The organism is Paenibacillus xerothermodurans (genome assembly GCF_002220865.2).
Classification (GTDB): Bacteria; Bacillota; Bacilli; order Paenibacillales; family NBRC-103111; genus Paenibacillus_S; species Paenibacillus_S xerothermodurans.
This window is the reverse complement of sequence record NZ_NHRJ02000002.1, coordinates 300280-322325: the sequence shown is the minus strand read 5'-3', so window position 1 is coordinate 322325 and position 22046 is coordinate 300280. Positions and strand designations below refer to the sequence as shown.

The 22046-nt window shown below is 52.6% G+C and carries 21 protein-coding genes and 3 pseudogenes; 21 read left to right on the top strand and 3 right to left on the bottom strand.

The window, feature by feature from the left end:
- The first annotated feature begins 76 nt into the window (after positions 1–76).
- The 6 genes from CBW46_RS05135 to CBW46_RS05110 all read left to right on the top strand — a co-directional run bounded on the left by CBW46_RS05135 (position 77) and on the right by CBW46_RS05110 (position 3626).
- A complete protein-coding gene (locus CBW46_RS05135; protein ID WP_089198936.1) occupies positions 77–349 on the top strand; it encodes a hypothetical protein in 273 nt (90 codons plus the stop codon).
- Positions 350–418: 69 nt separating this feature from the next.
- Positions 419–916, top strand: a complete 498-nt coding sequence (locus tag CBW46_RS05130) for a metallophosphoesterase family protein (RefSeq protein WP_089198935.1) — start codon at positions 419–421, stop codon at positions 914–916.
- A 33-nt stretch (positions 917–949) separates the two neighbouring features.
- Entirely contained in the window at positions 950–1291 is a 342-nt protein-coding gene (gene ytxJ, locus CBW46_RS05125) for a bacillithiol system redox-active protein YtxJ (RefSeq protein WP_089198934.1), read from the top strand.
- Positions 1292–1317: 26 nt separating this feature from the next.
- The gene (locus CBW46_RS05120; RefSeq protein WP_089198933.1) at positions 1318–2124 is read left to right on the top strand and encodes an alpha/beta hydrolase; all 807 of its coding nucleotides are present in this window, start codon (positions 1318–1320) and stop codon (positions 2122–2124) included.
- Between the two features lie 235 nt (positions 2125–2359).
- Positions 2360–3253, top strand: coding sequence for a TIGR01777 family oxidoreductase (locus CBW46_RS05115; RefSeq protein ID WP_089198932.1), 894 nt, complete (start codon positions 2360–2362; stop codon positions 3251–3253).
- 46 nt (positions 3254–3299) lie between these two features.
- Entirely contained in the window at positions 3300–3626 is a 327-nt protein-coding gene (locus CBW46_RS05110; protein WP_089198931.1) for a hypothetical protein, read from the top strand.
- Between the two features lie 35 nt (positions 3627–3661).
- On the opposite strand, the gene CBW46_RS05105 is transcribed toward CBW46_RS05110, so the two are convergent.
- On the bottom strand, positions 3662–5818 hold the full coding sequence (locus tag CBW46_RS05105; protein WP_089198930.1) for a DNA topoisomerase III: 2157 nt from the start codon (positions 5816–5818) through the stop codon (positions 3662–3664).
- Between the two features lie 281 nt (positions 5819–6099).
- Between CBW46_RS05105 and CBW46_RS05100 the strand changes: the two genes are divergently transcribed.
- The 8 genes and pseudogenes from CBW46_RS05100 (at position 6100) to CBW46_RS05065 (ending at position 12966) form a co-directional block, all read left to right on the top strand.
- Positions 6100–7101, top strand: a complete 1002-nt coding sequence (locus CBW46_RS05100; RefSeq protein ID WP_089199336.1) for a Gfo/Idh/MocA family protein — start codon at positions 6100–6102, stop codon at positions 7099–7101.
- Between the two features lie 18 nt (positions 7102–7119).
- On the top strand, positions 7120–8046 hold the full coding sequence (locus tag CBW46_RS05095) for an aldo/keto reductase (RefSeq protein WP_089198929.1): 927 nt from the start codon (positions 7120–7122) through the stop codon (positions 8044–8046).
- A 130-nt stretch (positions 8047–8176) separates the two neighbouring features.
- A pseudogene (locus CBW46_RS05090) lies at positions 8177–8367 on the top strand (helix-turn-helix transcriptional regulator); the annotation flags it as partial.
- Positions 8368–8786: 419 nt separating this feature from the next.
- Positions 8787–9446, top strand: a complete 660-nt coding sequence (locus tag CBW46_RS05085) for a class I SAM-dependent methyltransferase (RefSeq protein WP_243633177.1) — start codon at positions 8787–8789, stop codon at positions 9444–9446.
- 33 nt (positions 9447–9479) lie between these two features.
- On the top strand, positions 9480–10343 hold the full coding sequence (locus CBW46_RS05080; protein ID WP_089198926.1) for a carbon-nitrogen hydrolase family protein: 864 nt from the start codon (positions 9480–9482) through the stop codon (positions 10341–10343).
- A 16-nt stretch (positions 10344–10359) separates the two neighbouring features.
- Complete coding sequence (locus tag CBW46_RS05075) at positions 10360–11031, top strand: GNAT family N-acetyltransferase (protein WP_089198925.1); 672 nt, start codon at positions 10360–10362, stop codon at positions 11029–11031.
- Between the two features lie 87 nt (positions 11032–11118).
- A complete protein-coding gene (locus tag CBW46_RS05070; RefSeq protein WP_243633176.1) occupies positions 11119–11739 on the top strand; it encodes a superoxide dismutase family protein in 621 nt (206 codons plus the stop codon).
- 150 nt (positions 11740–11889) lie between these two features.
- Entirely contained in the window at positions 11890–12966 is a 1077-nt protein-coding gene (locus CBW46_RS05065) for a DUF3900 domain-containing protein (RefSeq protein WP_089198924.1), read from the top strand.
- 175 nt (positions 12967–13141) lie between these two features.
- Here CBW46_RS05065 and CBW46_RS21200 read toward each other — a convergent pair whose 3' ends face one another.
- On the bottom strand, positions 13142–13303 hold the full coding sequence (locus CBW46_RS21200) for a hypothetical protein (RefSeq protein WP_165842198.1): 162 nt from the start codon (positions 13301–13303) through the stop codon (positions 13142–13144).
- A gap of 189 nt (positions 13304–13492) precedes the next feature.
- Between CBW46_RS21200 and CBW46_RS05060 the strand changes: the two genes are divergently transcribed.
- The 7 genes and pseudogenes from CBW46_RS05060 to CBW46_RS05025 all read left to right on the top strand — a co-directional run bounded on the left by CBW46_RS05060 (position 13493) and on the right by CBW46_RS05025 (position 19718).
- The gene (locus tag CBW46_RS05060) at positions 13493–13969 is read left to right on the top strand and encodes a glutathione peroxidase (RefSeq protein WP_089198923.1); all 477 of its coding nucleotides are present in this window, start codon (positions 13493–13495) and stop codon (positions 13967–13969) included.
- Positions 13970–14235: 266 nt separating this feature from the next.
- Positions 14236–15078, top strand: a complete 843-nt coding sequence (larE, locus tag CBW46_RS05055) for an ATP-dependent sacrificial sulfur transferase LarE (protein WP_089198922.1) — start codon at positions 14236–14238, stop codon at positions 15076–15078.
- A 22-nt stretch (positions 15079–15100) separates the two neighbouring features.
- Positions 15101–16096 (top strand): 2-hydroxyacid dehydrogenase, encoded by a 996-nt coding sequence (locus CBW46_RS05050; protein WP_089198921.1) that lies wholly within the window; start codon positions 15101–15103, stop codon positions 16094–16096.
- Positions 16097–16465: 369 nt separating this feature from the next.
- A pseudogene (locus CBW46_RS05040) lies at positions 16466–16888 on the top strand (SRPBCC family protein).
- A pseudogene (locus CBW46_RS05035) lies at positions 16889–17247 on the top strand (ArsR/SmtB family transcription factor).
- Between the two features lie 108 nt (positions 17248–17355).
- Positions 17356–18696 carry a cytochrome ubiquinol oxidase subunit I gene (locus CBW46_RS05030; RefSeq protein ID WP_089198919.1) on the top strand — a complete coding sequence of 447 codons (1341 nt, stop codon included), beginning with the start codon at positions 17356–17358 and terminating at the stop codon, positions 18694–18696.
- Positions 18693–19718, top strand: a complete 1026-nt coding sequence (locus CBW46_RS05025; RefSeq protein ID WP_089198918.1) for a cytochrome d ubiquinol oxidase subunit II — start codon at positions 18693–18695, stop codon at positions 19716–19718. Before CBW46_RS05030 ends, CBW46_RS05025 begins: the two co-directional genes overlap by 4 nt.
- A 56-nt stretch (positions 19719–19774) precedes the next feature.
- Here the strand turns inward: CBW46_RS05025 and CBW46_RS05020 are convergent, their stop codons facing one another.
- Positions 19775–21943, bottom strand: a complete 2169-nt coding sequence (locus tag CBW46_RS05020) for a HelD family protein (RefSeq protein WP_089198917.1) — start codon at positions 21941–21943, stop codon at positions 19775–19777.
- Positions 21944–22046 lie beyond the last annotated feature (103 nt).

Below are 22046 nucleotides of genomic sequence, written 5' to 3'. Positions count from 1 at the left end.
GACACTGCTTTCTGCGAACTAGTGACGTTACCGGGAAGCTGGAAGACATTTAGATATAAAGAGAGGTGCTGAAACAATGGCATATCAACCACAGGTTGTGGACGCCAAGCTTGTCAGCAACAACCCGAAAAACGGATTGTTTGAGCTCGTGGTGACTTTGAAAGACCGTACTTCATGCAGATTAATTTATGAGACCGACGCGGCAAGCGGCGCGAAGAATGCGACGCATATTAACCGTCTGCAGAATGAGCCTTGCCCAATCTGCCGAAAAGACTTCCTTTGCAACTGCATGTCCAAATTCAAAGATGAGATTTCGACGCAGGCGATGGCAAAGGTCGAAACGCCATAGTACATCAACAAGAGACCCGTGGGCACGAGCCCATGGGTTTTTTTCCAACAAAGAAGGAGGCGCAAGACGTTGCGGATTGGGGTCGTGTCTGACACACATATGTTTCCCAGAGCCAAGCAGCTGCCGCAGGCACTGCTAGACGGTCTGCAGGGCGTGGATATGATCCTGCATGCCGGCGACTGGCAGGAGGAGCGGGTGGTCGCCTTATTTGAGCGTATAGCACCTGTCGATGGAGTGGCGGGTAACAATGATGGCAGCGCCATACTCGATCGGTTCGGGCGGTGCAAGGTGCTGCGAGTGGCTGGCTATCAGGTAGGATTAGTACATGGAGACGGGGCACGGAAGACGAGTCTGGATCGTGCTATCGATGCTTTTCGAGATGCAAGCGTCGATGTAATTGTATTCGGACATTCTCACATTCCTTACCGCGGGATGCACGATGGCGTGTTGGTATTAAATCCCGGTTCGCCTACGGACAAGCGCCAACAACCGCAATACTCATACGGGATACTGCAGTTGGGAGAAACGATAGAAGCGGCAATCCATTATTATGACAGTAAGCTATGAGAAAACATAAATACATACTTGGAGGCATCGGCCATGGCTCAATGGAGAGAAATTACCAGCAATGAAGAATGGAACCAGTTATTCGAGGGCAGCGTGAATAAACCTGTGGTGGTGCTCAAACACAGCACGACATGTCCGGTGAGCGCAAATGCACTACACGAATTCGACAACTATTTGAGCAAAACGCCTAACGCGGATGTGGAGTATGTTCTGGTTAAGGTAATCGAGTCTCGTCCGGTTTCCAATCAGATCGCCGAAAACACTGGTGTGAAGCATGCCTCACCGCAGATTCTATATGTAAAAAATAAAGAAGCGGTTTGGAATACGTCGCACTGGTCTGTGACGCAAGCCCACATTAGTGCTGTGCTGGATTAGACAAAACGGCAAACTGGAGGTATTGTATGAGCGTCCGACCGCACTCTTTTTTTTCAGCCGCATTGTATGCACGCACATCTTGTTTTGTGTATCTGCCGCAGGGCTATGATGATTCCGAACGGCGCTATCCGGTCATTTATCTGCTGCATGGTTTACACGGTGCGGAATCCAGTTGGCTCGTCAAAGGTGAAGCCGAGCAGACCTTGGATCGTATGATGTCATCGGGAGAGCTCCGGCCCAGCATCGTGGTGATGCCTAGCGACGGCGGATACGGGCACGGGACATTTTATGTCGACTGGTATGACGGGAGTGGAAATTTTGAACAGTATTTCCTGTACGACCTGATACCCGAGATCGATCAGAAATACCGGACCGTTGCGAATCGTTCGCATCGCGCGGTATGCGGCCTGTCCATGGGAGGATTCGGCTCGTTCTCTCTGACCCTGCGTCATCCTGACACGTTCGGCGCGGCGGCGAGTTTGTCCGGTGCCTTGATATCAAACCATTTTGTCTCGGAGCAGGTGGCGCAATCTGAAGCCGCCAGGATTATCGGCCCGCCTCGAGGACAGCATGCGTTGAATTATGATTTGTACGTTCGCGCCAACGAGCGGGTGAATGAGCCAGATCAGCCGCAGCTGTACTTTAGTTGCGGAACAAGTGACTACTTATACTCATTGAACACCGCGTATCATCACCATTTGGATGCGATAGGTTACGCGCACGTCTACGAGGAGTTTGACGGGGCCCATACTTGGGAGTATTGGACGGAACATTTGCCGGATGCTTTGCGGTTTATCGAGTCCTACTTGAACGGGCGCCCAGTGCAGGATTAAAACAAGCTGCAGCCGCGCCTGTGGCACAAATAGAATCCTTACGACCAGTGTGAGTGGAGCGTACTCCTCACGTGCCGCCGGATTCCGCGGCAGGCTTCGCGTGATCCCTCTTTTTGCCGGGGAAGCCCTTCACGCTCTGGTGCTGAAGGGTTTTATTTGTGCTTTTCATTTATAAAAAAATATGTTTATATAGTAATGCGTTCAACAGACACCAGTGAAAGAGAGGAACCAGAGGATGAAAATTGCCATAGCTGGCGGTTCTGGTTTTGTCGGCCGGCATTTAACCAAATATTTCCTTGATCGTAAGTACTCACTCATCCTTATCTCCCGTGCCAAACACAATTCCAATCATCCGTTGATCCGGGACACCACTTGGTCTGAGCTCAGCAAAGATGTCGCGCTGATGGAGGGAACGGATGCTATCGTCAACCTGGCAGGTGAATCGATAAATCAACGGTGGACGAATGAGGCCAAGCAAAGAATTCTTCAATCCAGATTGGATATCGTTGCTCAAGTAGCGGATATTGTCAAGCGTATGGCTGCAAAACCTGCGGTTGTTGTTAACGCGTCTGCGGTAGCAATCTATGGCACCTCGACGAGGGAATCATTTGTTGAGCACAGCGACCCTCGTGTGATGGACTTTTTGTCCGGCGTCGTAGAGCAGTGGGAACGGGCCATGGATGAAATACAGAACACACGTATAGTTAAGCTGCGTCTGGGAATTGTACTTGGCAGGGACGGTGGTGCTCTTCCTAAGATGATGACGCCTTACAAGTTCCGAGTGGGAGGCAGGATTGGCAGCGGCCGGCAGGTACTGTCATGGATACATATTTTGGATTTATGCCGTTTAATCGAATTTTGCATCGAAAACGAAGATATTATCGAACAAATTAACGCCACAGCGCCTCAGCCTGTGACGAATGACGAATTCGGCCGTGCTCTCGCCGCGGCGATGAACAGTGCTCATTGGCTGCCTGTGCCGGCGTTCATGATGAAGCTCATATTCGGGGAAATGTCCACCTTGCTGCTGGACGGTCAACGTGCGCTCCCGATGCTTGCAACAGATTATGAGTTTCAATACAAGTTTCCTTTTATTGAACAAGCGGTGAAGGATCTGGTAAAAAAATAACCACAAGGCTGGGTGCCAGCCAATGTGATCCAGAATGAGGTGTGACATGATTCAATATGGAGCTGTAGAGAGCGTGGACCTAAAGTTTGAAAACTTCAGATTTATGATCGAACCGAGAGAGTCCCAGTGGATCGACGTGGTGTTAAGGCCGCAATTAAGTCGGGGTTCCAAGCTGCCAGCCGACATTGAGGAGTTAACCGCGCTTTTAATTTGTGCCTACTCCGGTGAGATCGTACAATTCGTGCCGCAGGACGAGGGGCGCGATTGCGAATATCAGTTCACGCCGTCCGAAAAGGAGCAGCTGCGCCAGTTTTATGATGCTCATGTGCGACCTCTGCTGCTGCAGCAGATTAGCGCCGGCGACACAACATAAACGGCATACAAAAACAGAGGAGAAGGCCTGATGCCTTACTCCTCTTTTTGTTTTTGCATTGCGGCTTGCAGCGCGTCCGCCAGGCTTGAGCTGACGGTCGTGTTATCGCTGTACTGCCGGATGAGTTGGGAGGCGTTACGCTTCGCTGCTTTGCCGCCTTGCCGCGGGCCGTCACCCAGCATTTCAATCACGTTACATTGACGGCATTGCGCGAATTTTCCTGCCTTACCGGTTCGGATTTCCATTTTTTTATGGCACTGAGGACAACGCTTATTCGACAATTGAGGCTCAGCGGCACGCTTGTAACTGCAGTCCCGGTCGATGCACACCAGCATTTTTCCCCGTTTTCCTTTGATTTCCTGTAGATTCTTCCCGCATTCCGGGCATTTGGAATGGGTCAGATTATGAGGTTTATACTCGATGCTGCTTTGTTTCACCAGCTGAACCATTTCGGTCGTCTGCTGACGAATCGCTTGGATAAATTTTTTCATGCTGCCCTTACCCTTCGCGATGTCCTCCAGCTCTTGTTCCCAGTGTGCCGTCAATTCCGGAGAACGCAGCGCAGGGACTACCAGATCGATTAGTTGGGAGCCTTTGCCGGTTGGCTGCAGAACATTCATCTTACGCTCGATCGTATCTGTTTGCAGCAGCTTCTCGATGATGTCCGCCCGCGTGGCAGGTGTTCCGAGCTTATGCTTCTCCATCACCGACAGGAGTGCTGCTTCCGTGTAGCGTGAAGGCGGCTTGGTCGCGAACTTCTCCAAGCTGCAGCGGGTGCTTCTCAGCACATCTCCCACATTCAGCTGAGGAAGCGTTTGGCTCCCGTGTGCAGCGTCCTCATGCCTATCATCCTCATCATCTTCCGACTTCATTGCTATAGTGTCTGCGCCGTATACCGTTTTCCACCCGTTATCCCTGGTCACGCGGCCTTTGGCAAAGAAGTTTTCTCCACCTAAGTCTATTGTGACGGCAGTCTCATCATACCGGTAAGCCGGATAGAAGAGGGCGATAAACCGCCTCACGATCAAATCATACAGCTTGCGCTCATCCGCACTTAAAATATGCAGCAGTGGGGCCTGCTCGGTAGGGATGATCGCATGGTGATCGGATACTTTGCTGTCATCCACGATCCGCTTGGTGACATTCAGTGCTTGCCGCAGCAGAGGTTTCACCAGCGCGGCGTAAGGCTGCACACTCAGGCTGTCGAGGCGGCCCTTAAGCGTGGACACCATGTCCGAGGTGAGGTAACGCGAATCGGTTCGCGGGTAGGTGACAAGCTTATGCTGTTCATATAACCTCTGCAGCACGTTGGAGGTTTGCTTGGCCGAGAAGCCATATTTGCGGTTGGCGTCCCGCTGCAGTTCGGTCAGGTCATATGCGAGAGGCTGTGGCTCACTCTTTTCCGTGACTTTCAGCTGTGATACCTTGGCTGTCATGCTCTGCAGCCTGGCTGCCAGTGCCTCCGCCGCAGCTTTATCGAACAGCCGTCCGTCCGGGTTTTGCTTGCTTCGCCATACGGCATGGAAGCTACCCAACTGTGCCTTTAACATCCAATAGTCTTTGGACTGAAAAGCGCGGATCTCCTGCTCGCGCTCCATCAGCATTGCCAGGGTAGGCGTCTGTACCCGTCCTGCCGCCAGCTGCGCGTTGTACTTGCACGTCAGTGCACGGGTGATGTTGAGACCGATCAGCCAGTCGGCTTCGGCGCGGCATACGGCTGACTCGAACAGCGCGTCATACTCGCGGCCGGGCTTAAGCTTCGCGAATCCGTCCCGGATGGCCTTATCCGTCTGCGACGAAATCCATAGGCGGCGAAACGGCTTGCGCCAACGGATTAGCTCCATGATCCAACGGGCCACCAACTCGCCTTCACGGCCTGCATCCGTTGCGATAATCAGCTGATCGAGATCTGCCCGATTAGCCAGCTGGGATATCGCGCGAAATTGCGGAGTCGTTTCTTTTATGACCTTGAGTTTCATTTGATCGGGTAACAACGGCAGGTCTCCGAGCTCCCAAGTCTTGTATTTCACATCGTAATCTTCCGGCTCGGCCAGCGTGACCAAATGGCCCAGCGCCCAAGTGACAACATAGTTCGGACCTTCTATATAATGTTTCTGTTTTTGATTGCAGCCTAACACCCGGGCGATTTCTTTGGCTACGCTCGGCTTTTCGGCTAGTACCAGTGATTTCATAAACACTCCTTGAATATATATAATTTATTGGCACACAAATTAGTGCTCAGCAAGAATGCTACATTTACATTACTGGAAAAAGGGGCTGATGTCCATTGCACGCACTCGTATCGCAAGCAGGGAGGCATCAGATGCGGTCGGTGCCTGCAGCTTACAATGATGTACGTGTGTACGTAATACGGAGTATCGCGAAAAAGCTGCTATTTTCAATTCCGAAATTGTTTCATATAATTAGCAGTGAATCCGCATTCATTTGCGTCAAAAAAGGAGTGGTAGATAAGATGGCACAACGTAAGCTGCGCTGGGGAATTCTCGGCTGCGCCAATATTGCGAAGCGGGCGGTCATCCCCGGCATTCAGCAATCTGCGACCGGTGAGGTCACAGCCATCGCCAGCCGTAACGAGAGTACCGCCCGAGCAACGGCGGATGAGCTCGGCATACCCACCGCATACGAGAGCTATGAACAGCTGCTTGCCGATGACAATATCGACGCGGTGTACGTACCTCTGCCGAACCATTTGCACAAGGAATGGACAATCAAGGCGGCCGAGGCGGGAAAGCATGTGCTGTGTGAGAAGCCCATTGCGTTGAATGCGTCGGAGGCGGAGGAGATGGCCGAGGCATGTGCTCGAGCAGACGTGAAGCTGGCGGAAGCTTTTATGTATCGCCATCACCCGCGGTATGCGATGATCAAAGACATCATCAAGTCCGGTGAAATCGGCGAAATTCGCGGAATTCGTGGGGCATTCACGTTTAACAGCGCACGCAGCGGAGAGAACGTCCGTTTTCATCGGACCATGGGCGGAGGCGCGCTGTATGATGTGGGTGTATATCCGATCAGTGCGGCCCGCTTTGTGCTCGAGCGGGAGCCGGAAGCGGCCACCGTACATGCCTTCTTCTCGCCGGAACACGACAACGTGGACATGATGGCTGCAGGAGTGCTGGAATTTTCGGGCGGCGTAGCTTTAACCTTCGATTGTGCCATGTGGGCGGCGGGCCGCAACGTGCTGGAAGTGTTGGGCACCGAGGGCCGCATCGAGCTGCCAAGTGCATTCGTGAGCAAGCTGAACGAAGAGGATCATTTGTCTGTCACAGTGGGCCGGGAACGCAGGGAAGTAATCGTGCCTTACGTGAACCAGTATGCGCTGCAGGCGGACGATTTCGGACGGAGTATTTTGCAGGGCACCCCGCTGTTGTTTGAACCGTCGGATGCGGTGCTGAATATGCGAGCGGTTGATGCGTGCCTGAAGTCTGCACGGGAACGGGTAAGAGTCGTTTTATAAAAAAGGAGTGCTGAATCCATGGAAACCATCCGCATTCAAGGACTTTCAATACCTGTGAGCAAATTGATACAGGGCTCGGACTTTTTTACGCATGACAGATATGAGCAAGTATGCGACGTATTGGATCGCTTTCGCGCGCTTGGCGGAACCACGATTGACACGGCCCACATCTATTGCCGCGGACAGAGTGAGGAGACGATCGGACGTTGGATGAAGGAGCGCGGCAACCGGGCGGAGGTAGTCATCCTGACGAAAGGTGCCCACCACAATGCCGACGGCCCACGGGTCAATCCTGAAGCGATTGCCAGCGACTTGAATACGAGCCTGGAAAGACTGGAAACCGATTACATAGATTTGTATGCGCTTCATCGCGATGACACAGCGGTTCCAGTGAGCGTCATCATGGACGCGTTGAATGAGCATATAGACGCAGGCAGGATTCACGCGATCGGCGCTTCGAACTGGTCGTATCAGCGCCTGCAGGAAGCTAACGATTATGCGGCTGAGCGGGGACTGGTCGGTTTTAGCTTCAGCAGCCCGAATCTTAGTCTGGCCAAGCCGAACGAAGCCAGGTGGGCGGGATGTATCTCTGCCGATGGTGAAACCTGCGCTTGGCACGAGCGGAATCAGATGCCGCTGCTATCCTGGTCCTCGCAAGCAGGGGGCTTCTTCACTGGCAGGTTCGCTCCGGACATTCTCGACAACAAGGAAATGGTGCGAGTGTACTACAGTGACGCCAACTGGCAGCGCCTAAACCGTGCGGAGCAGCTGGCGAAGCAAAAAGGTGTGACTACCGTGCAGATTTCTCTGGCGTACGTGCTGAATCAGCCGTTCCCGAGCGCAGCACTTGTCGGAGCGCAAAACGAAGGAGAACAGCTGTCCTGCTATGAGGGTTCGAAGCTCAAGCTAACTGCCGAAGAAGTAAATTGGCTCGAACACGGTTGATTATGGTTCTGCAGTACCCTCCTTCTCACGTCCGCGCGTGCATTCGGCGTTGCCGACAGTCGGACTTAGAGTAATGTCATAATTATCGTGTGTGATGGGCTGCAGTTGCGATGCAGGGGCGTGGCGTCCGCTGTCAAAATCGAAACGTTGTGATGGAATTGATGATAGCCGTGAACAAGCGAAGAAAATGTGAGGTGCGCGAGCTTGCCAAAGAGCTCAACGTATTTGCCTGCACGATTATGCGTGATCTGCAGGAGTTAAGTGCAACTCGGCATCCCGCTGTACGCGGAATATGGTCCGCATGGCGGCTGGTGGTTCCTCCACCCCAAGTGGCGGCGAACATAAAAGAGACGGTGCAGCGCATGGCGCACGCCTATGGTTTCTCGTGAACCCTGGGCGGCGCCATGTTTTTTGCACCGGCTAATACGTAGAGTTCTGTTTCACTTCACCTAGCGCCTCATACAGCGATTGTGCTCCAGCACCGGACATTGGCAGCACGGGATGGCGCTCCTGCCAGGCCTATCGGCTGATGACAGCCGCTGTGGTTTGCTCGACATCCGGCTGCATGTTGCATCTTCCTTTCAAGAGAGATGTAAGGCCACGGCCGACTTCCAAGCCTGAGTCTACGATTTTCCAGCAGGATAGTTTTATTGGTTGGCAGATGTTATAATATCTGCACTAAATAGTCATGAATAGGCAAAGGGCTGATGCGCATGGATCCCCGGGAGTTGTTCGGTGATATGGATATATATTTGTTCGATCAATTGTTAAAGGGTCGAATCCCCAAGGATAAGCGCATACTCGACGCCGGCTGCGGGTCGGGCCGTAATCTGGTGTATTTCTTCAGGACCGGCTATGACGTTCACGCGGTGGACAGGTCCGCTGACGCAATCCGGGACGTGCGCATGCTGGCCCGCAAACTGGCCCCACATTGGCCCGACGACCACGCCCGCGTCGAATCCATCGAGAAGCTGAGCTTCGCCAACGATAGCTTTGACGTAGTTATCAGCAATGCCGTACTGCATTTTGCAGCAAGCGAAGCAAATTTCCATCAGATGGTACATGAGATGTGGCGAGTGCTGCGGCCCGGAGGCTTGTTATTCGTCAGGCTCGCTTCGCGCATTGGCATGGAAGACAAGATAGAGGTGCTTGGCGGCGAACATTATAAGCTTCCGGATGGGAGCATACGGTTTCTTGTTGATGAGGCCCAACTGCATAGAACGGCCGAAAAACTGCAGGGCATACTGCTCGAGCCGATCAAGACGGTGAATGTTGGGAATCAGCGGTGCATGACGACTTGGTGCTTGAAAAAGCCGCATATTTTGTTCTTCGATCCGATTGAAGAGATTCAGCCGGACGGCGAGCATAGCAGCCATCAAGCAACCTGGCCGGAAACATGATCAACCAAAACAAGCGACGGCAGGAGGAAAATAATGAAACTGAGAGTATCTGCGGTCCAGTACCATTTGCATACGATCCACAATTTTGAGGAGTTTGCCGCTCAGGTCACTCACTATGTGAAAACAGCAGAAGAATTCGAAGCCGATTTCGTACTGTTTCCCGAGTTGTTCACGACGCAGCTAATGTCTATCGGAGGCGGCCGTAATCATCCGGCTGCGCTGACAATTGATGAATTGCCGCAATATACGGAGCAGTATAAACAGTTGTTTGTCTCCCTCGCAAAAAGCACGGGAATGCATCTGATCGGAGGTACGCACATCATAGAGGAAAACGGACGGTTGTATAATACGGCCTTTCTCTTCTATCCGGACGGCTCCGTTGGCGAGCAGCGCAAGCTGCATATCACTCCGACGGAAGTGAAAGAGTGGAGTATGGCTCCCGGAGACGCACTCCATGTGTTCGATACGGCCAAAGGGCGGATCGCGATACTGATATGCTATGATATCGAATTCCCTGAAATCGTCCGGATGGCACGTGCGCGTGGCGCTGACGTGATTTTTTGTCCGTCCTGCACGGACGATCGCCATGGCTTCCACCGTGTCCGTTACACTTGCCATGCGAGAACAATTGAGAATCAGGTGTATGTGGTGACCACCGGCACTGTGGGCTCATTACCTACGGTCGACTTTATGAGAGGCAATTATGGGCAGGCCGCAGTGATCACGCCAAATGATGTGCCGTTTCCGCCTGCAGGCGTGATGGTCGAAGGGGAAATCAATCACGATATGGTTGTCACCGCAGATTTGGATTTAAGCCTGCTGCAGCAGGTCAGAGATAAGGGCTCCGTAACAACATGGCGTGACCGGCGTACGGATTTGTATACCGATTGGTCATAAAAAGGGGGCGGAGCGGTTGTACGTTAAGCATGTGTACGTGTTTGACCGGGATCGGCCGATGAAAGCAATCGTGCGATCGTATTCGCGAAGCGATTTCGAAGATCTCATCCGCATTCAACAGGAGAGCTTCCCTCCGCCTTTTCCAGCGGACCTTTGGTGGAACGAGGAGCAGCTCACCAATCATATCACGCTGTTCCCGCAGGGAGCGTTGTGTGCTGAAATCGACGGGCGAGTCGTCGCGTCAATTACCGGGCTGCTGGTCGATTTTAATCCCGAGCATGCGGAGCATACGTGGGAGGAAATGACGGATAACGGCTACATTCGCAATCACAATTCCTCCGGAGATACTCTCTATATCGTTGATATCAGCGCTCTGCCGGCTTATCGCAAGCTCGGCCTGGGCAAGCTGCTGATGAGCTCGATGTACGAGGTGGTGGTGGAGCGACGGCTAAAAAGGCTGCTCGGCGGCGGACGAATGCCCGGTTATAATCGTCATGCGGATGCAATGACCGCTGAAGAGTATACCACGGCTGTGTTGTCAGGCGCTTTGCACGATCCTGTGCTTACCTTTTTGCTGCGCTGCGGTCGGATGCCCGTGAAGTTGGTTCCAAACTATCTTGATGATGAGGAGTCAAGAAATTACGCGATGCTGATGGAGTGGCGCAACCCGTTTGTAGAGCAAGCATGACTGTTTGGCATATGAAGGTTTAGCTGTTCTCCAATGGGCAACACTGACAGGTGTTAGAGTTACATTATCCAATGGAGGACGAGCAAGATGAAAATCGTAAACCGAGCAGCCGTGGTGTTCAGCGTAATGCTGCTCTTGTCTGCGTGCGAGTGGTCAGCAGAGCCGGCCACCGGCACGCATCAGGTCGGGGACAGCGGCATCGAGCACACTCAACACGGATCGTCGCCGACGGCAGAGGAAGCCGCCAATGATACCGTGACTGATATGAAGCGAATCGACATCATCGATAGCCAGGGCACTAAGGTTGGAAGGGCCGCGTTAACGGAGACAGTGGAAGGCGTGAAACTGCAGGTGGAAGTGTCAGGTTTGCCGCCGGGCAAGCATGGACTGCACTTTCATAGCGTCGGAGCATGCGTCGCACCGGACTTCAAAACAGCGGGCGCGCACTTTAATCCGGAGACCAAAAAGCACGGCTTCGACAATCCGGAGGGCCATCACGCCGGCGATTTGCCTAACCTCGAAATCGGCTCCGACGGCGGAGGGAAGGCTGAGTTTATCAACAAGAAAGTGACATTGGCGCGAGATAAAGCCAACTCCCTGGTTAAGCCGGGCGGAACCTCGCTGGTGATTCATACGGGTCCGGACGATTACAAAACCGACCCTACCGGCGAGTCCGGCGGCCGTATCGCCTGCGGCGTAATCAAGTGAGCGCTCCCTCTCGCATTGAGCATTGCCGCGTATTTCAACCTGTGTTACGATGAATCAACACCCGCCTTAGCGGCTTTCGAAGCCTATGGGGTGGGTTTTGCTTTGTCATAGGCCTAATTTATACGCATACACAGGGGAGCTGTACACACAATGAATTTTGAAGTGGAATACATATCTTTTTTCGTAATTCAGGTGGAGGGTGATGAAGCGCAGGGAGCAAAGCGCTGCAAGCATTACCAGACATTGGACGGTGAGGATTACGTTGACAGTGAGTTGAGTTCGTTTCTGGGCGGTGAATTTAAGAAAATCGCAAAGCGGACCGCCGAACGCAATCCGAAGGCGGAGCAAGTGCCGACCAAGATCGGTCGCTTCACCGTGGAGCCTGGCTACGATCTCGACAGCAATCCAAATTACAATTTGTTCGCCCGCCTTCGGATGTCGGAATCCATGGAGCAGTACATGGAGAATGCCGAGTCCTTGGTCCAGGCTTACATGGACGCGAGCGGCATCAGAGGCGGGGCCATGTTTGTCGTGCGGGCCAGGCATACCAAGCTGTTCGACGAGCCGTTTATTTTTGTGCTGAAATGCGATTTTGAGCAAAAGATCGCCCGGGTCACCGATGAACGCAGCCTTTTAAATAAAGTGGAGATGGCAATTAACGCCAAGAATATGAAATCGATTATGTATCCTCACATGCCGGAGGAAGGGATGCTGGAGCCATGGGAGATCAAGATCCATCAATCTTCCCATGCCCGTTATTTTGAGGATTTTTTGAAATACGTCGAGTACGAAAAGTCGGTGCCCGAAATTATGAACGAGCAGGTGCTCGGATTTGTACATCAATATATTGAACAGGCGTATGAAGATAACCCGGAAGAGCGTGAGAAAGAGATGGAGGACGTGGAGCTGTGGGCGCACAGCGAACAGAGGGAACTGCAGGAGAAGTGGTCTCATGAGCAGGTGATGGAAGCAGCCTCCATTATGATCGAACAAAAGCCGGACATCGAGCTCAAGCTAAAGGTAGGTCATATGTCGGTAAAAGCTCTGCTCGCCGATTTCGGGGACAGGCTGCATATAGCGAAAGTGGCTGGCCGTTATGTGGTTGTCATTGAAGGCGAAGGTCTGCTGTTTGACAAAGGTATCCTGCCGGTTGAGCTGCTGCAGCCGGAGCCGTTGGAACAGATTGTGGATAAAATCAGCCGCAAAACGGAAGAAGAATTATATTGATCATTTTGAATGTCGCCTGAACGACCCAACCATTGTGAGATCTGGGTAAGTGCCGTGCTCGGCCAACAATGAAACAGAGCGACCTGCGGTCGCTCCCAGATTGAAGACAAACTCCCTTTTTTATCATCATTATGTTTGCCTGGAAATTGATCCGCTCGGTGCCGTTACCCAATCTTTAATTAGGACTTTTTTTGTCCCGGTCCGGCGGATGTTGGGTATTCCATTTTTCGGCTTGAGGTTCGATGCTCTGTCCCTTTTGCCGTTTTCGCTGCTGTTCTGGTGATTCCGTTTGGCGCTCGGCTTCGGTCTTCTGCTGTCGCATGTTTTCACTTGGCATGTGAAGTCCTCCTTTCCCGGTGTAATAGTTACTACCCGCCGGCCTCAACTAATAAACAGAGCTGTCATCTTACGCAGACAAAATCGACTCTCATCCCACATGAAACTTGCATTTGCAAATGCAGCCCGCAAGTTTTATACCGCCCCTCTTTCGTGCTATGATAAGTTCAAATGAGATAGGAGGGTTCACATGTCATCCATTTATGATATTTCCGTAGAGACTGCGGACGGTAGCACCAAACAGCTCAGTGAATACAAAGGAAAGGTGCTGCTCATCGTCAATGTTGCATCCAAATGCGGATTCACGCCACAGTATGCCGGATTGGAGCAGCTGCACCAGGCTTGGAAGGATCGCGGTCTCGTGATACTTGGCTTCCCGTGCAATGATTTTGGCGGACAAGAGCCGGGAACCACGGAGGAAATCCAACAGTTTTGCCGTATGAATTATGGAGTAACGTTCGAGGTAATGGGTAAAGTTGAGATCCTCGGCGATAACAAACATCCTTTGTACAAGCTGTTGACACAACAATCGGCGCCGCCAGGTGACGTCAAATGGAATTTTGAAAAGTTTCTCATCAACCGGGACGGAACTGTAGCCGCCCGTTTTTCGAGTAAAGTGGCACCGCAGGACGGCGAATTAATACAAGCGATCGAACGGTTAATTTAAGCGGGCAATTGGCTCATGCTGACGGCAAGGATATTGCATACATACACACCGGGGCAGGCGAGATCCAGCAGGTTGTGATCCACGGCCTGCTTGCCCGGCTTCTTCCTGATATCACTCATGAGGCATGATTTGCGGAACGTTGTGAAAACGCTTAATATTTATTTCCGGATCTGAGCGTCATCCTCTTTTTCAGTGGCAAAAAAAGGTCTATAATAGAGAAAGTTTTGTACGAACGAGCGATTGACGAGAGCTGGGGAGGAATTATGATGGAAACCATCGAACAAAAATATGCTAAACTCGGTGACATACTTAAATCGATGGAGAAGGTTGTCGTAGCTTTCTCCGGCGGTGTTGACAGCGCTTTTTTGTTAAAGGCGGCTTTAGAATATCTCGGACCGGATCGCGTGCTGGCCATCACCGCCGATTCGGAGACATATCCCGCACGGGAAAAACAAGAGGCGATCGCGCTTGCGCAGGAGCTGGGCGCAACGCATGCCGTCATCCACACCAGTGAATTGGATATTCCCGGCTATGCAGAAAATCCGACGAACCGCTGTTACTTTTGCAAAAATTCACTATTCGATCATTTAATCCCAATTGCCCGGAAGCGCGGTTATCAGCATGTGGTGTTTGGCGCCATAGCGGATGATCTCGGCGAACACCGGCCCGGTTTGCAGGCTGCCCATGAACAAGGCGTTCGCGCTCCGCTGCTGGAAGCGGGCATCAAAAAATCGGAAATACGTCACTTGTCGAGGCAATTTGGGCTGAAGACGTGGGATAAACCTTCCTTTGCGTGCTTGTCTTCCCGGATCCCTTACGGTGAGGCGATTACAGCGCAAAAATTGTCGATGATCGATCAAGCGGAGGATTTTCTCATTCAATTAGGCTTTAGACAAGTCAGAGTGCGGCAGCATGACAACTTGGCTCGCATAGAGGTGCCCGCTTCGGATTTGGCGGAGGTGTTGGCAGTTGCAGATACAGTTCATGCGAAACTAAAACAGATCGGATATGCCTACGTTACGATGGATTTGAAAGGGTATCGTTCCGGCAGCTTGAACGAAGTGTTGAACCCTGAACAGCAGGCGGTGCACTCAGAAGCGGTACAATAATGCTGGAGTTGGAGGAGCAAAAGTGTCAACTAAACCGAAAATTTTTTCAAACCGGCCATTGCCGGAAGTCGTTTTATCTTATTTGAACGAACATTGCGAGTGCACAGTATGGGATTCGGAGACCCCCCTGTCACGTTCGGAACTGTTGGAGCACATCCACGAGTATGAGGGATTGATCATGACCGGCGTCCCGGTCGATGCGGAGCTGCTGGAGCGTGCGGCAAAGCTGCGTGCCGTGAGTACGGTTTCCGTGGGCTACAACCATTTTGACTTGGAAGTGATGCAGGCTAAAGGCATTATCGGAACGCACACCCCTCATGTGTTGGACGATACGGTAGCAGACCTTGTCATGGCGTTAATTCTAAGCGCGGCCCGACGAATCGCAGAGCTTGATGCCTACGTAAAGCAGGGGAGATGGACATCAGGCAGGATTAAAGAGGATGAGTGGTTTGGAATGGACGTTCATCACGCTACGCTTGGCATTATCGGATTGGGCAGAATTGGAGAGGTGATCGCCAAACGTGCCGTCCGCGGCTTCGATATGGAGCTGCTGTATCATAACCGAAGCCGTAATCTGGAGGCGGAAAAGACGTATGGAGCACGCTATTGCTCTCTTGAGCAGCTGCTTAGGGAATCGGATTTTGTGCTGTTGATGGCTCCGCTCACTCCCGCTACCGTGAATTATATTCGTCAGGAGCATTTTGAGATGATGAAGTCCAGCGCGTTTTTCATCAATGCGTCGCGTGGGCAGACCGTGGATGAGCAGGCATTGATCGAGGCGCTGCGCAATGGGGCTATACGTGGCGCCGGTCTCGATGTATTCGTACAAGAGCCGGTGGCGGCCGACAATGCACTGCTAACACTTCCGAATGTGGTGACCGTGCCGCATATCGGTTCCGCCACGGCAAAAACGAGAACGGACATGGCTATGTTAGCCGCACAAAATCTGGTCGGCGCATTGACCGGAGGGAAAGCTCACGTTGTACCGGAATTGCAGGCGCTGGTCCAGTCGAAGTAACACAAACGCGGGGACATGTGTGTGACAGTCGCACCACAGAAAATAATCTTGCCCCGATGCACCATGATGCTGCTCCAACCAGGTGATTGGGGCACAGTGAAGCGGAACGGGATGCTTACTGCAAGGGCATCTCCGAGCCAAAGATGAGCAAAGTGCGATATTCCAACCCAAACGCCGTCTCCGGCGACAGCGGAGGCGGTTTTTTTGTGCCTGCATACACGATAATGCTGCTCAACCGGCATATTGCCAGATGTCACAGGTTACAAAGCGATGGCAGATATGCTGAGAATTGACGCGAAACCGAAAGGTTTCCACCAATAGAATATGAAACAAAAGGGTTTCTAATTATTGTAGATGGGAGGATACATAATGTCAGATAATATGACAAGCGACCTGCCGGATATTCGTCACACGCTCGTGTTAAACGCAGCAATCGACAAGGTGTGGGAGGCCGTCCTACGTCAGAAGGCATCGCGGCATGGCTTATGCCGAATAATTTTGTACCTGTCACGGGCTTCGAGTTCATACTCCGCTCCCCGTACGGCGATTCGCCATGCAAAGTCACCGAGCTGGACGCGCCTCATCGATTGTCATTCTCATGGGGGAAGGACTGGCAGGTGACGTTCGAGTTAGAAGAGCAGGGCGGCCAAACCAAGCTTACTCTCGTTCATTCCGGTTGGTCAACCGGCACAGCAACGGAAGCCGGGGAGTCGCACTCGGTAGTTCGCGACAGAATGGATCATGGTTGGGAGAAGCGTTCTGCCTAAGCTGCGCGAGCAGGTCGAGGGTTAAATGTCGGCCACACCACCGAAGCACGATGTTTTTCACGCAATTGCCGATCCGACCCGCCGCAAGCTGATGCAGCCGCTGATTGACCAGGAGATGTCGGTGACCGCGATTAGCGGACATTTTCCGATTAGCCGTACGGCTGTGTCCAAGCATTTGCGCGTACTATCCGATGCAGGTCTCGTGCGGGAGAAGAGAGTCGGCAGGGAGACACGATACAGCCTCCAGCCAGAGCCGCTGTTGGAATTAAGACAATGGTTGTCGTACTACGAGCGATTTTGGGAAATAAGCTATCTGCGTTAAAAGAATTCGTCGAGAGTCGGCTGCCGGGCGGCGAAGTAAACGCTGGACGACCTTCCGAATGATCACAAGCCCCGCATGCAACGGCTAACCGGGGTGTTTTTCACATGCATGCATAGTTCTTACACCTTTTCCCAATAATATGAGGGACAAAAAGGGAAGCAGGGTGAATTATGGATACAGTTGACTTAGCGAGGGCCTTGTTCGGATCATCCATGGCGTTCCACATCATTTTTTCGACGCTTGGGGTGGGTATTCCGGCAATGATTGTGGTGGCTGAGCTTTTATATCATGTGAAAAAAGATTCTGATTACTCACTGATGGCTCAGCGATGGACCAGGGGATTGGCCATACTGCTCGGTGTTGCGATTCCATCCGGCACAATTGTCGGGGTTATGCTAACCTTGCTATGGCCGGGATTTATGGAATACGTTGGCGAAGTTATTGCACTGCCGTTTCAGATCGAACTCTGGGCGTTCTTTCTCGAAGCTTTATTTCTCTCGATATACGTCTACGCTGCGGACAGGCTGCCCCCGGTCATGCGGATAGTCAGCGTCGCGTTTGTCGCGTTCGGGGCAGTGGCGTCGGCTGTGCTTATCACTGATGCCCACTCCTGGATGAATACGCCGCGGGGCTTTAGCGTGGTAAACGACCAGATCACGGACGTGAATCCGTTGGCGGCTGTGTTTAACCCAAGTGTATGGACGACAACCAATCATGTGGTGACGTCGGCTTATATGACAGGCGCGTTCACGATTGCCTCGGTGGCTGCTTACAAGATGCTGAGTCGGCGGCTGTCAGAGCGAGAGTTTGCCTATCACGGTAAAGGCTTGTTCATGTCACTGCTCATCGGCGGTGTCATGGCGGTGTTGACAGCGGTCGACGGCCATTCTACGGCGCAGATGCTGCATCATCACCAACCGGAAAAGCTGGCGGGAGCCGAGGGGCTGTTCGAGACAACTGCCTATGCTCCGCTAGTTATCTTTGGAACAGTGGATCCGGAGATTCAGGGCGTGCGGGGCGGCTTAGAGCTTCCTTGGGCATTGAGCTTCCTTGCCACGAACAGGTTCTCAGGCGTAGTCCGTGGGTTGAACGAATTCCCGCCTGAGAACTGGCCGCCTCTGTACATCCATACATTGTTCGATACGATGGTCATGATCGGTTCCATCTTGATCGTGATGGGGTTCGTGCCTTTGGCATATCGGATGTGGTTTAAGAAACCGTACCCGAGGTGGATGACCATGGCATTAGTCACGGCAGGACCCCTCTCAATGCTTGGGATCGAAACGGGATGGATTTTCAGCTGCACGGGACGGCAGCCGTGGACCATCTATCATGTTCAGCGTACTGCGGAGGCCGCGACTAGAGCGGGAGGGCTTGGCGCACTGCTCGTGATGTTTGTCTCCATTTATGTGATATTGCTGGTAACGACAGCGGTGGTGATGCGGCATTACTTCAATAGACATCCTGTCGGTCCGGAGCTGACACAAGACGGGAGTGTGTCTTCACGATGAGTTATGCTATCGTAGCGGCTAGTATCATATGGGTATTCGTGTTTATGTATGCGATTCTCGGCTCTATCGATTTTGGAACGGGCTTCTGGGCGATGGTGTTCGGTTACAACAAAAAACATAAAGTCGCGGATATCGCAAATTTGTATCTGTCCCCGACATGGAAGGTAACGAATGTGTTTTTGGTGCTGCTCGCGGTGGCGCTGGTTAACTTCTTTCCAAGGGCAACGTATCTGCTGGGCTCCATCTTGGTCGTGCCGGTGTGTTTGGCGCTGATCCTGCTGCTTATTCGCAGTGCGTTCATGGTATATTCTCATTCCGTGCGCAGACACAGCCGAACTCTCACACTCGTCTCCGGCATCACCGGCTTGTTGATCCCGGGATTGTTAATCAGCATACTGCCAGTGACCTTGGGAGGATTTGTCACCGTCGAGGACGGCGTACCCATATTGGAATTGACGAGACTGTTCACTTCGCCGACCGAGTACGCACATTTGGCTTTCGGGCTGACGACAGAGTTATTCCTGTCCGCTTTATTTCTGGCCGATTATTCACGCGAGGCTGGCGATGAATCCGCATATTACACTTTGCGGCATTTGGCCATCACGTTCGGTCCCACCACGTTTGCTTTGGCCATTATGACCACGCTTGTCATGGCTCCAGAGGCGCAGTGGATTGTGGAACGCTTCCGTGAGCTCTGGGTGTGGTTCGCTCTTTCGGCAGCGGCTTTCGTTATTGGATTGAGCGCCCTGTGGTGGCGCAGGCCGGACGGCAAAATAGGCTATCCGCGTGTCGCGGTAATTGCCGTGGTCATCCAATACGCACTGGCAAGCTATGCCTACGGGAGGGCTCATCTGCCTTACTTGGTGTACCCGTATTTGACCATCGAGGAAGGTGTAGTGAATCCGGCGATGTTTCGCTCGCTGATTATCTCGTATGCGGTGTGTACCGCCATTCTAGTGCCTGTGTTCATTCTGTTTTGGCGGCTGTTCCTCAAGGATAAGAGGTATCTGAAACCTGAATAGGTGAAAACAGTACACCTGCTGCCTCTCTCGGCAGCAGGTGCTTTTTTTCGAGCATGTCAGGTTGAGCTGTGCCTGCTGACAAAGTCTCCCGCAATGTCGGCGATCAAAGGGGAGGCTTCGCCGCTGTACCACAGCTGCAAGTCATGCAAAGCACGCGTACAGGCCACGTAGAGGAGCTTGGCATCCCGAGTGCTGGCAGGATAATGCTCTGAATCCGCATCGACCACAATCACCGCATCGAACTCAAGCCCCTTCGCCATAAACGCGGGCACAACCGTAATCCCGCCCTCATAGCGCTCGTGGTCAGCGCCGATCAGATTTGCTCGCAATCCTCGCGCTTGCAGCTGTGTGTGCAGCTGCTTGCACCGCTCGCCAGTGCGGGCCAAAATAGCAACGGTTTCAATTGAGCCGGCAAGAAGCCTGTTGATTGCAAGATGAAGTGAGGAGACGAGGTCTGAGTGGTCCGTCTGTGCGATGCGGACCGGAGCTCCACTTCGAAATACGGGGACAGCCAAGGTCGCCGGCTGCTCCGGGGCATTTCTCAGAACTTCGTTGGCAAAGTAAATGATCTCCATTGTCGAACGATAGCTCCGGTTCAATTGGAAATACGCTGTTTTATCGGCACCGAATAGATCAGTGAACTCATTCCAAGCCCTAATGCCCTGATATTCGTGAATGCCCTGCGACAGATCGCCCAATATGGTAAAAGACTGGCTGCGCGTATGCATGTTAAGCAGTGCAATCTGGAACGGCGAGAAGTCTTGCGCTTCGTCGATCACGGTATGGTCGAAAGTCAGCTCGCCATGAATACCGTAGAACTTTGCGCGAATGTATAGAAGCGGCGCCAAATCCTCCTGCAGCACCCGCTTTTTCTTAAGATAGGCTGCCGTAGCAGAGAGCAGATCTTCTGGAAGCCGGGACCGGAGTTCCTGCGACAGGAAAGACGGCAGTGAGCCGGCTTGGAACAGCTCCCGGTAAAAGCCCAGCGGAGAATATTCCTTCCACAGCTTTGTATACTGCCGGAGCCGTGCGGCGCCCTTTTTCTTGCATTCTTTCTTTAGCTGCGCCGCCCAAACCTTATCCGACTGCATGTCCATCCATCGTTTGATACGCGCGATCACCCGCTCACGCCGTTTCATTAACGGCTCGTGCTTATTTTCAACGTCATACCATTGGCGGATCATCTGTGCCCGCAATGTGTCGGCTCCATCCCACGGTGTGAAATCAGAATCCGGCACTGCCATCCGTTCATACTGGCCCAATACCTCGTCCAGCCAATGCAGAAAGCGGGTTGAGCCTTTCCAGCGCCCGGGTGCGGTGTCATCGATCACCGGCCTGTGGGCACCCGTCTGGAACCAATATCGCAGCCGTTCGGCCTGATCGGCCAACTCGGGCTCATGATCGAGCAGATCGAGTGCCCAATCGGCGAACGTGGTCTGTTGGATGTGTCCCACTCCAAGCTCAGGCAGAACGCTGGAAATATAATCGAGGAACATCCGGTTGGGCGCGAAAATAATCATACGTTCTGCACGCACCTGATCGCGGTAGTGGTAGAGCAAATAAGCAAGCCGGTGCAGAGCTACAGTCGTTTTGCCGCTGCCCGCCACGCCCTGAATGATTAATGCGCTGTTCTTCACCGCCCGGATGATCGCATCCTGCTCCGATTGAATTGTGGACACAATATCCCGCAGCTTGTTGTCCTTATTCTCGCCCAGGCGGTAAAGCAGGAATTCGTCTGTCACCGCCATACTGTCGCCTGAGCGGTCGAATGTATCGACGACCCGCTGTAAAATTTGTTTGCGGATCACCAGGTTGCGCTTTAAATAAACAAGCCCCTCGACGAGTCCGTCAGGGGAATCATACTGCACCGGGTCGGATCCGCCCGTGAACGAGTAAAACAAGCTCGCCACAGGGGCGCGCCAATCGATCACCATCAGCTCCTGTGATGCGTCCTTTTCAACACCCACCTTGCCTATATACAGGGGGGCAGGTGAGGTCTGTCCTTTTTCCTGAAAATCCAATCGGCCGAAATACGGTTCAGATTGCGCTGCGGCTAAGCTGCGGCGCCGGGATTCACGGACCGATTCAAGCACCTGCTCCGTGTGATCAGTGCCTGTGTAAGGCGGGATCTGTTGGAGTACGGCCAGCTGCCGATCGATCTCGGCGAACGTTTGTTCCAATCGCCTCATTTCTTCCTCATACGCGGTTTGCATACTGGATTCCAACTAAGAACCTCCGTTCAGGCAGTGGATTCAATCAATTTTTGGAAAAACAAATATATCATAAATGGTTTGGGAATTGCAACCAGATCAGGATGGCTGATACAGC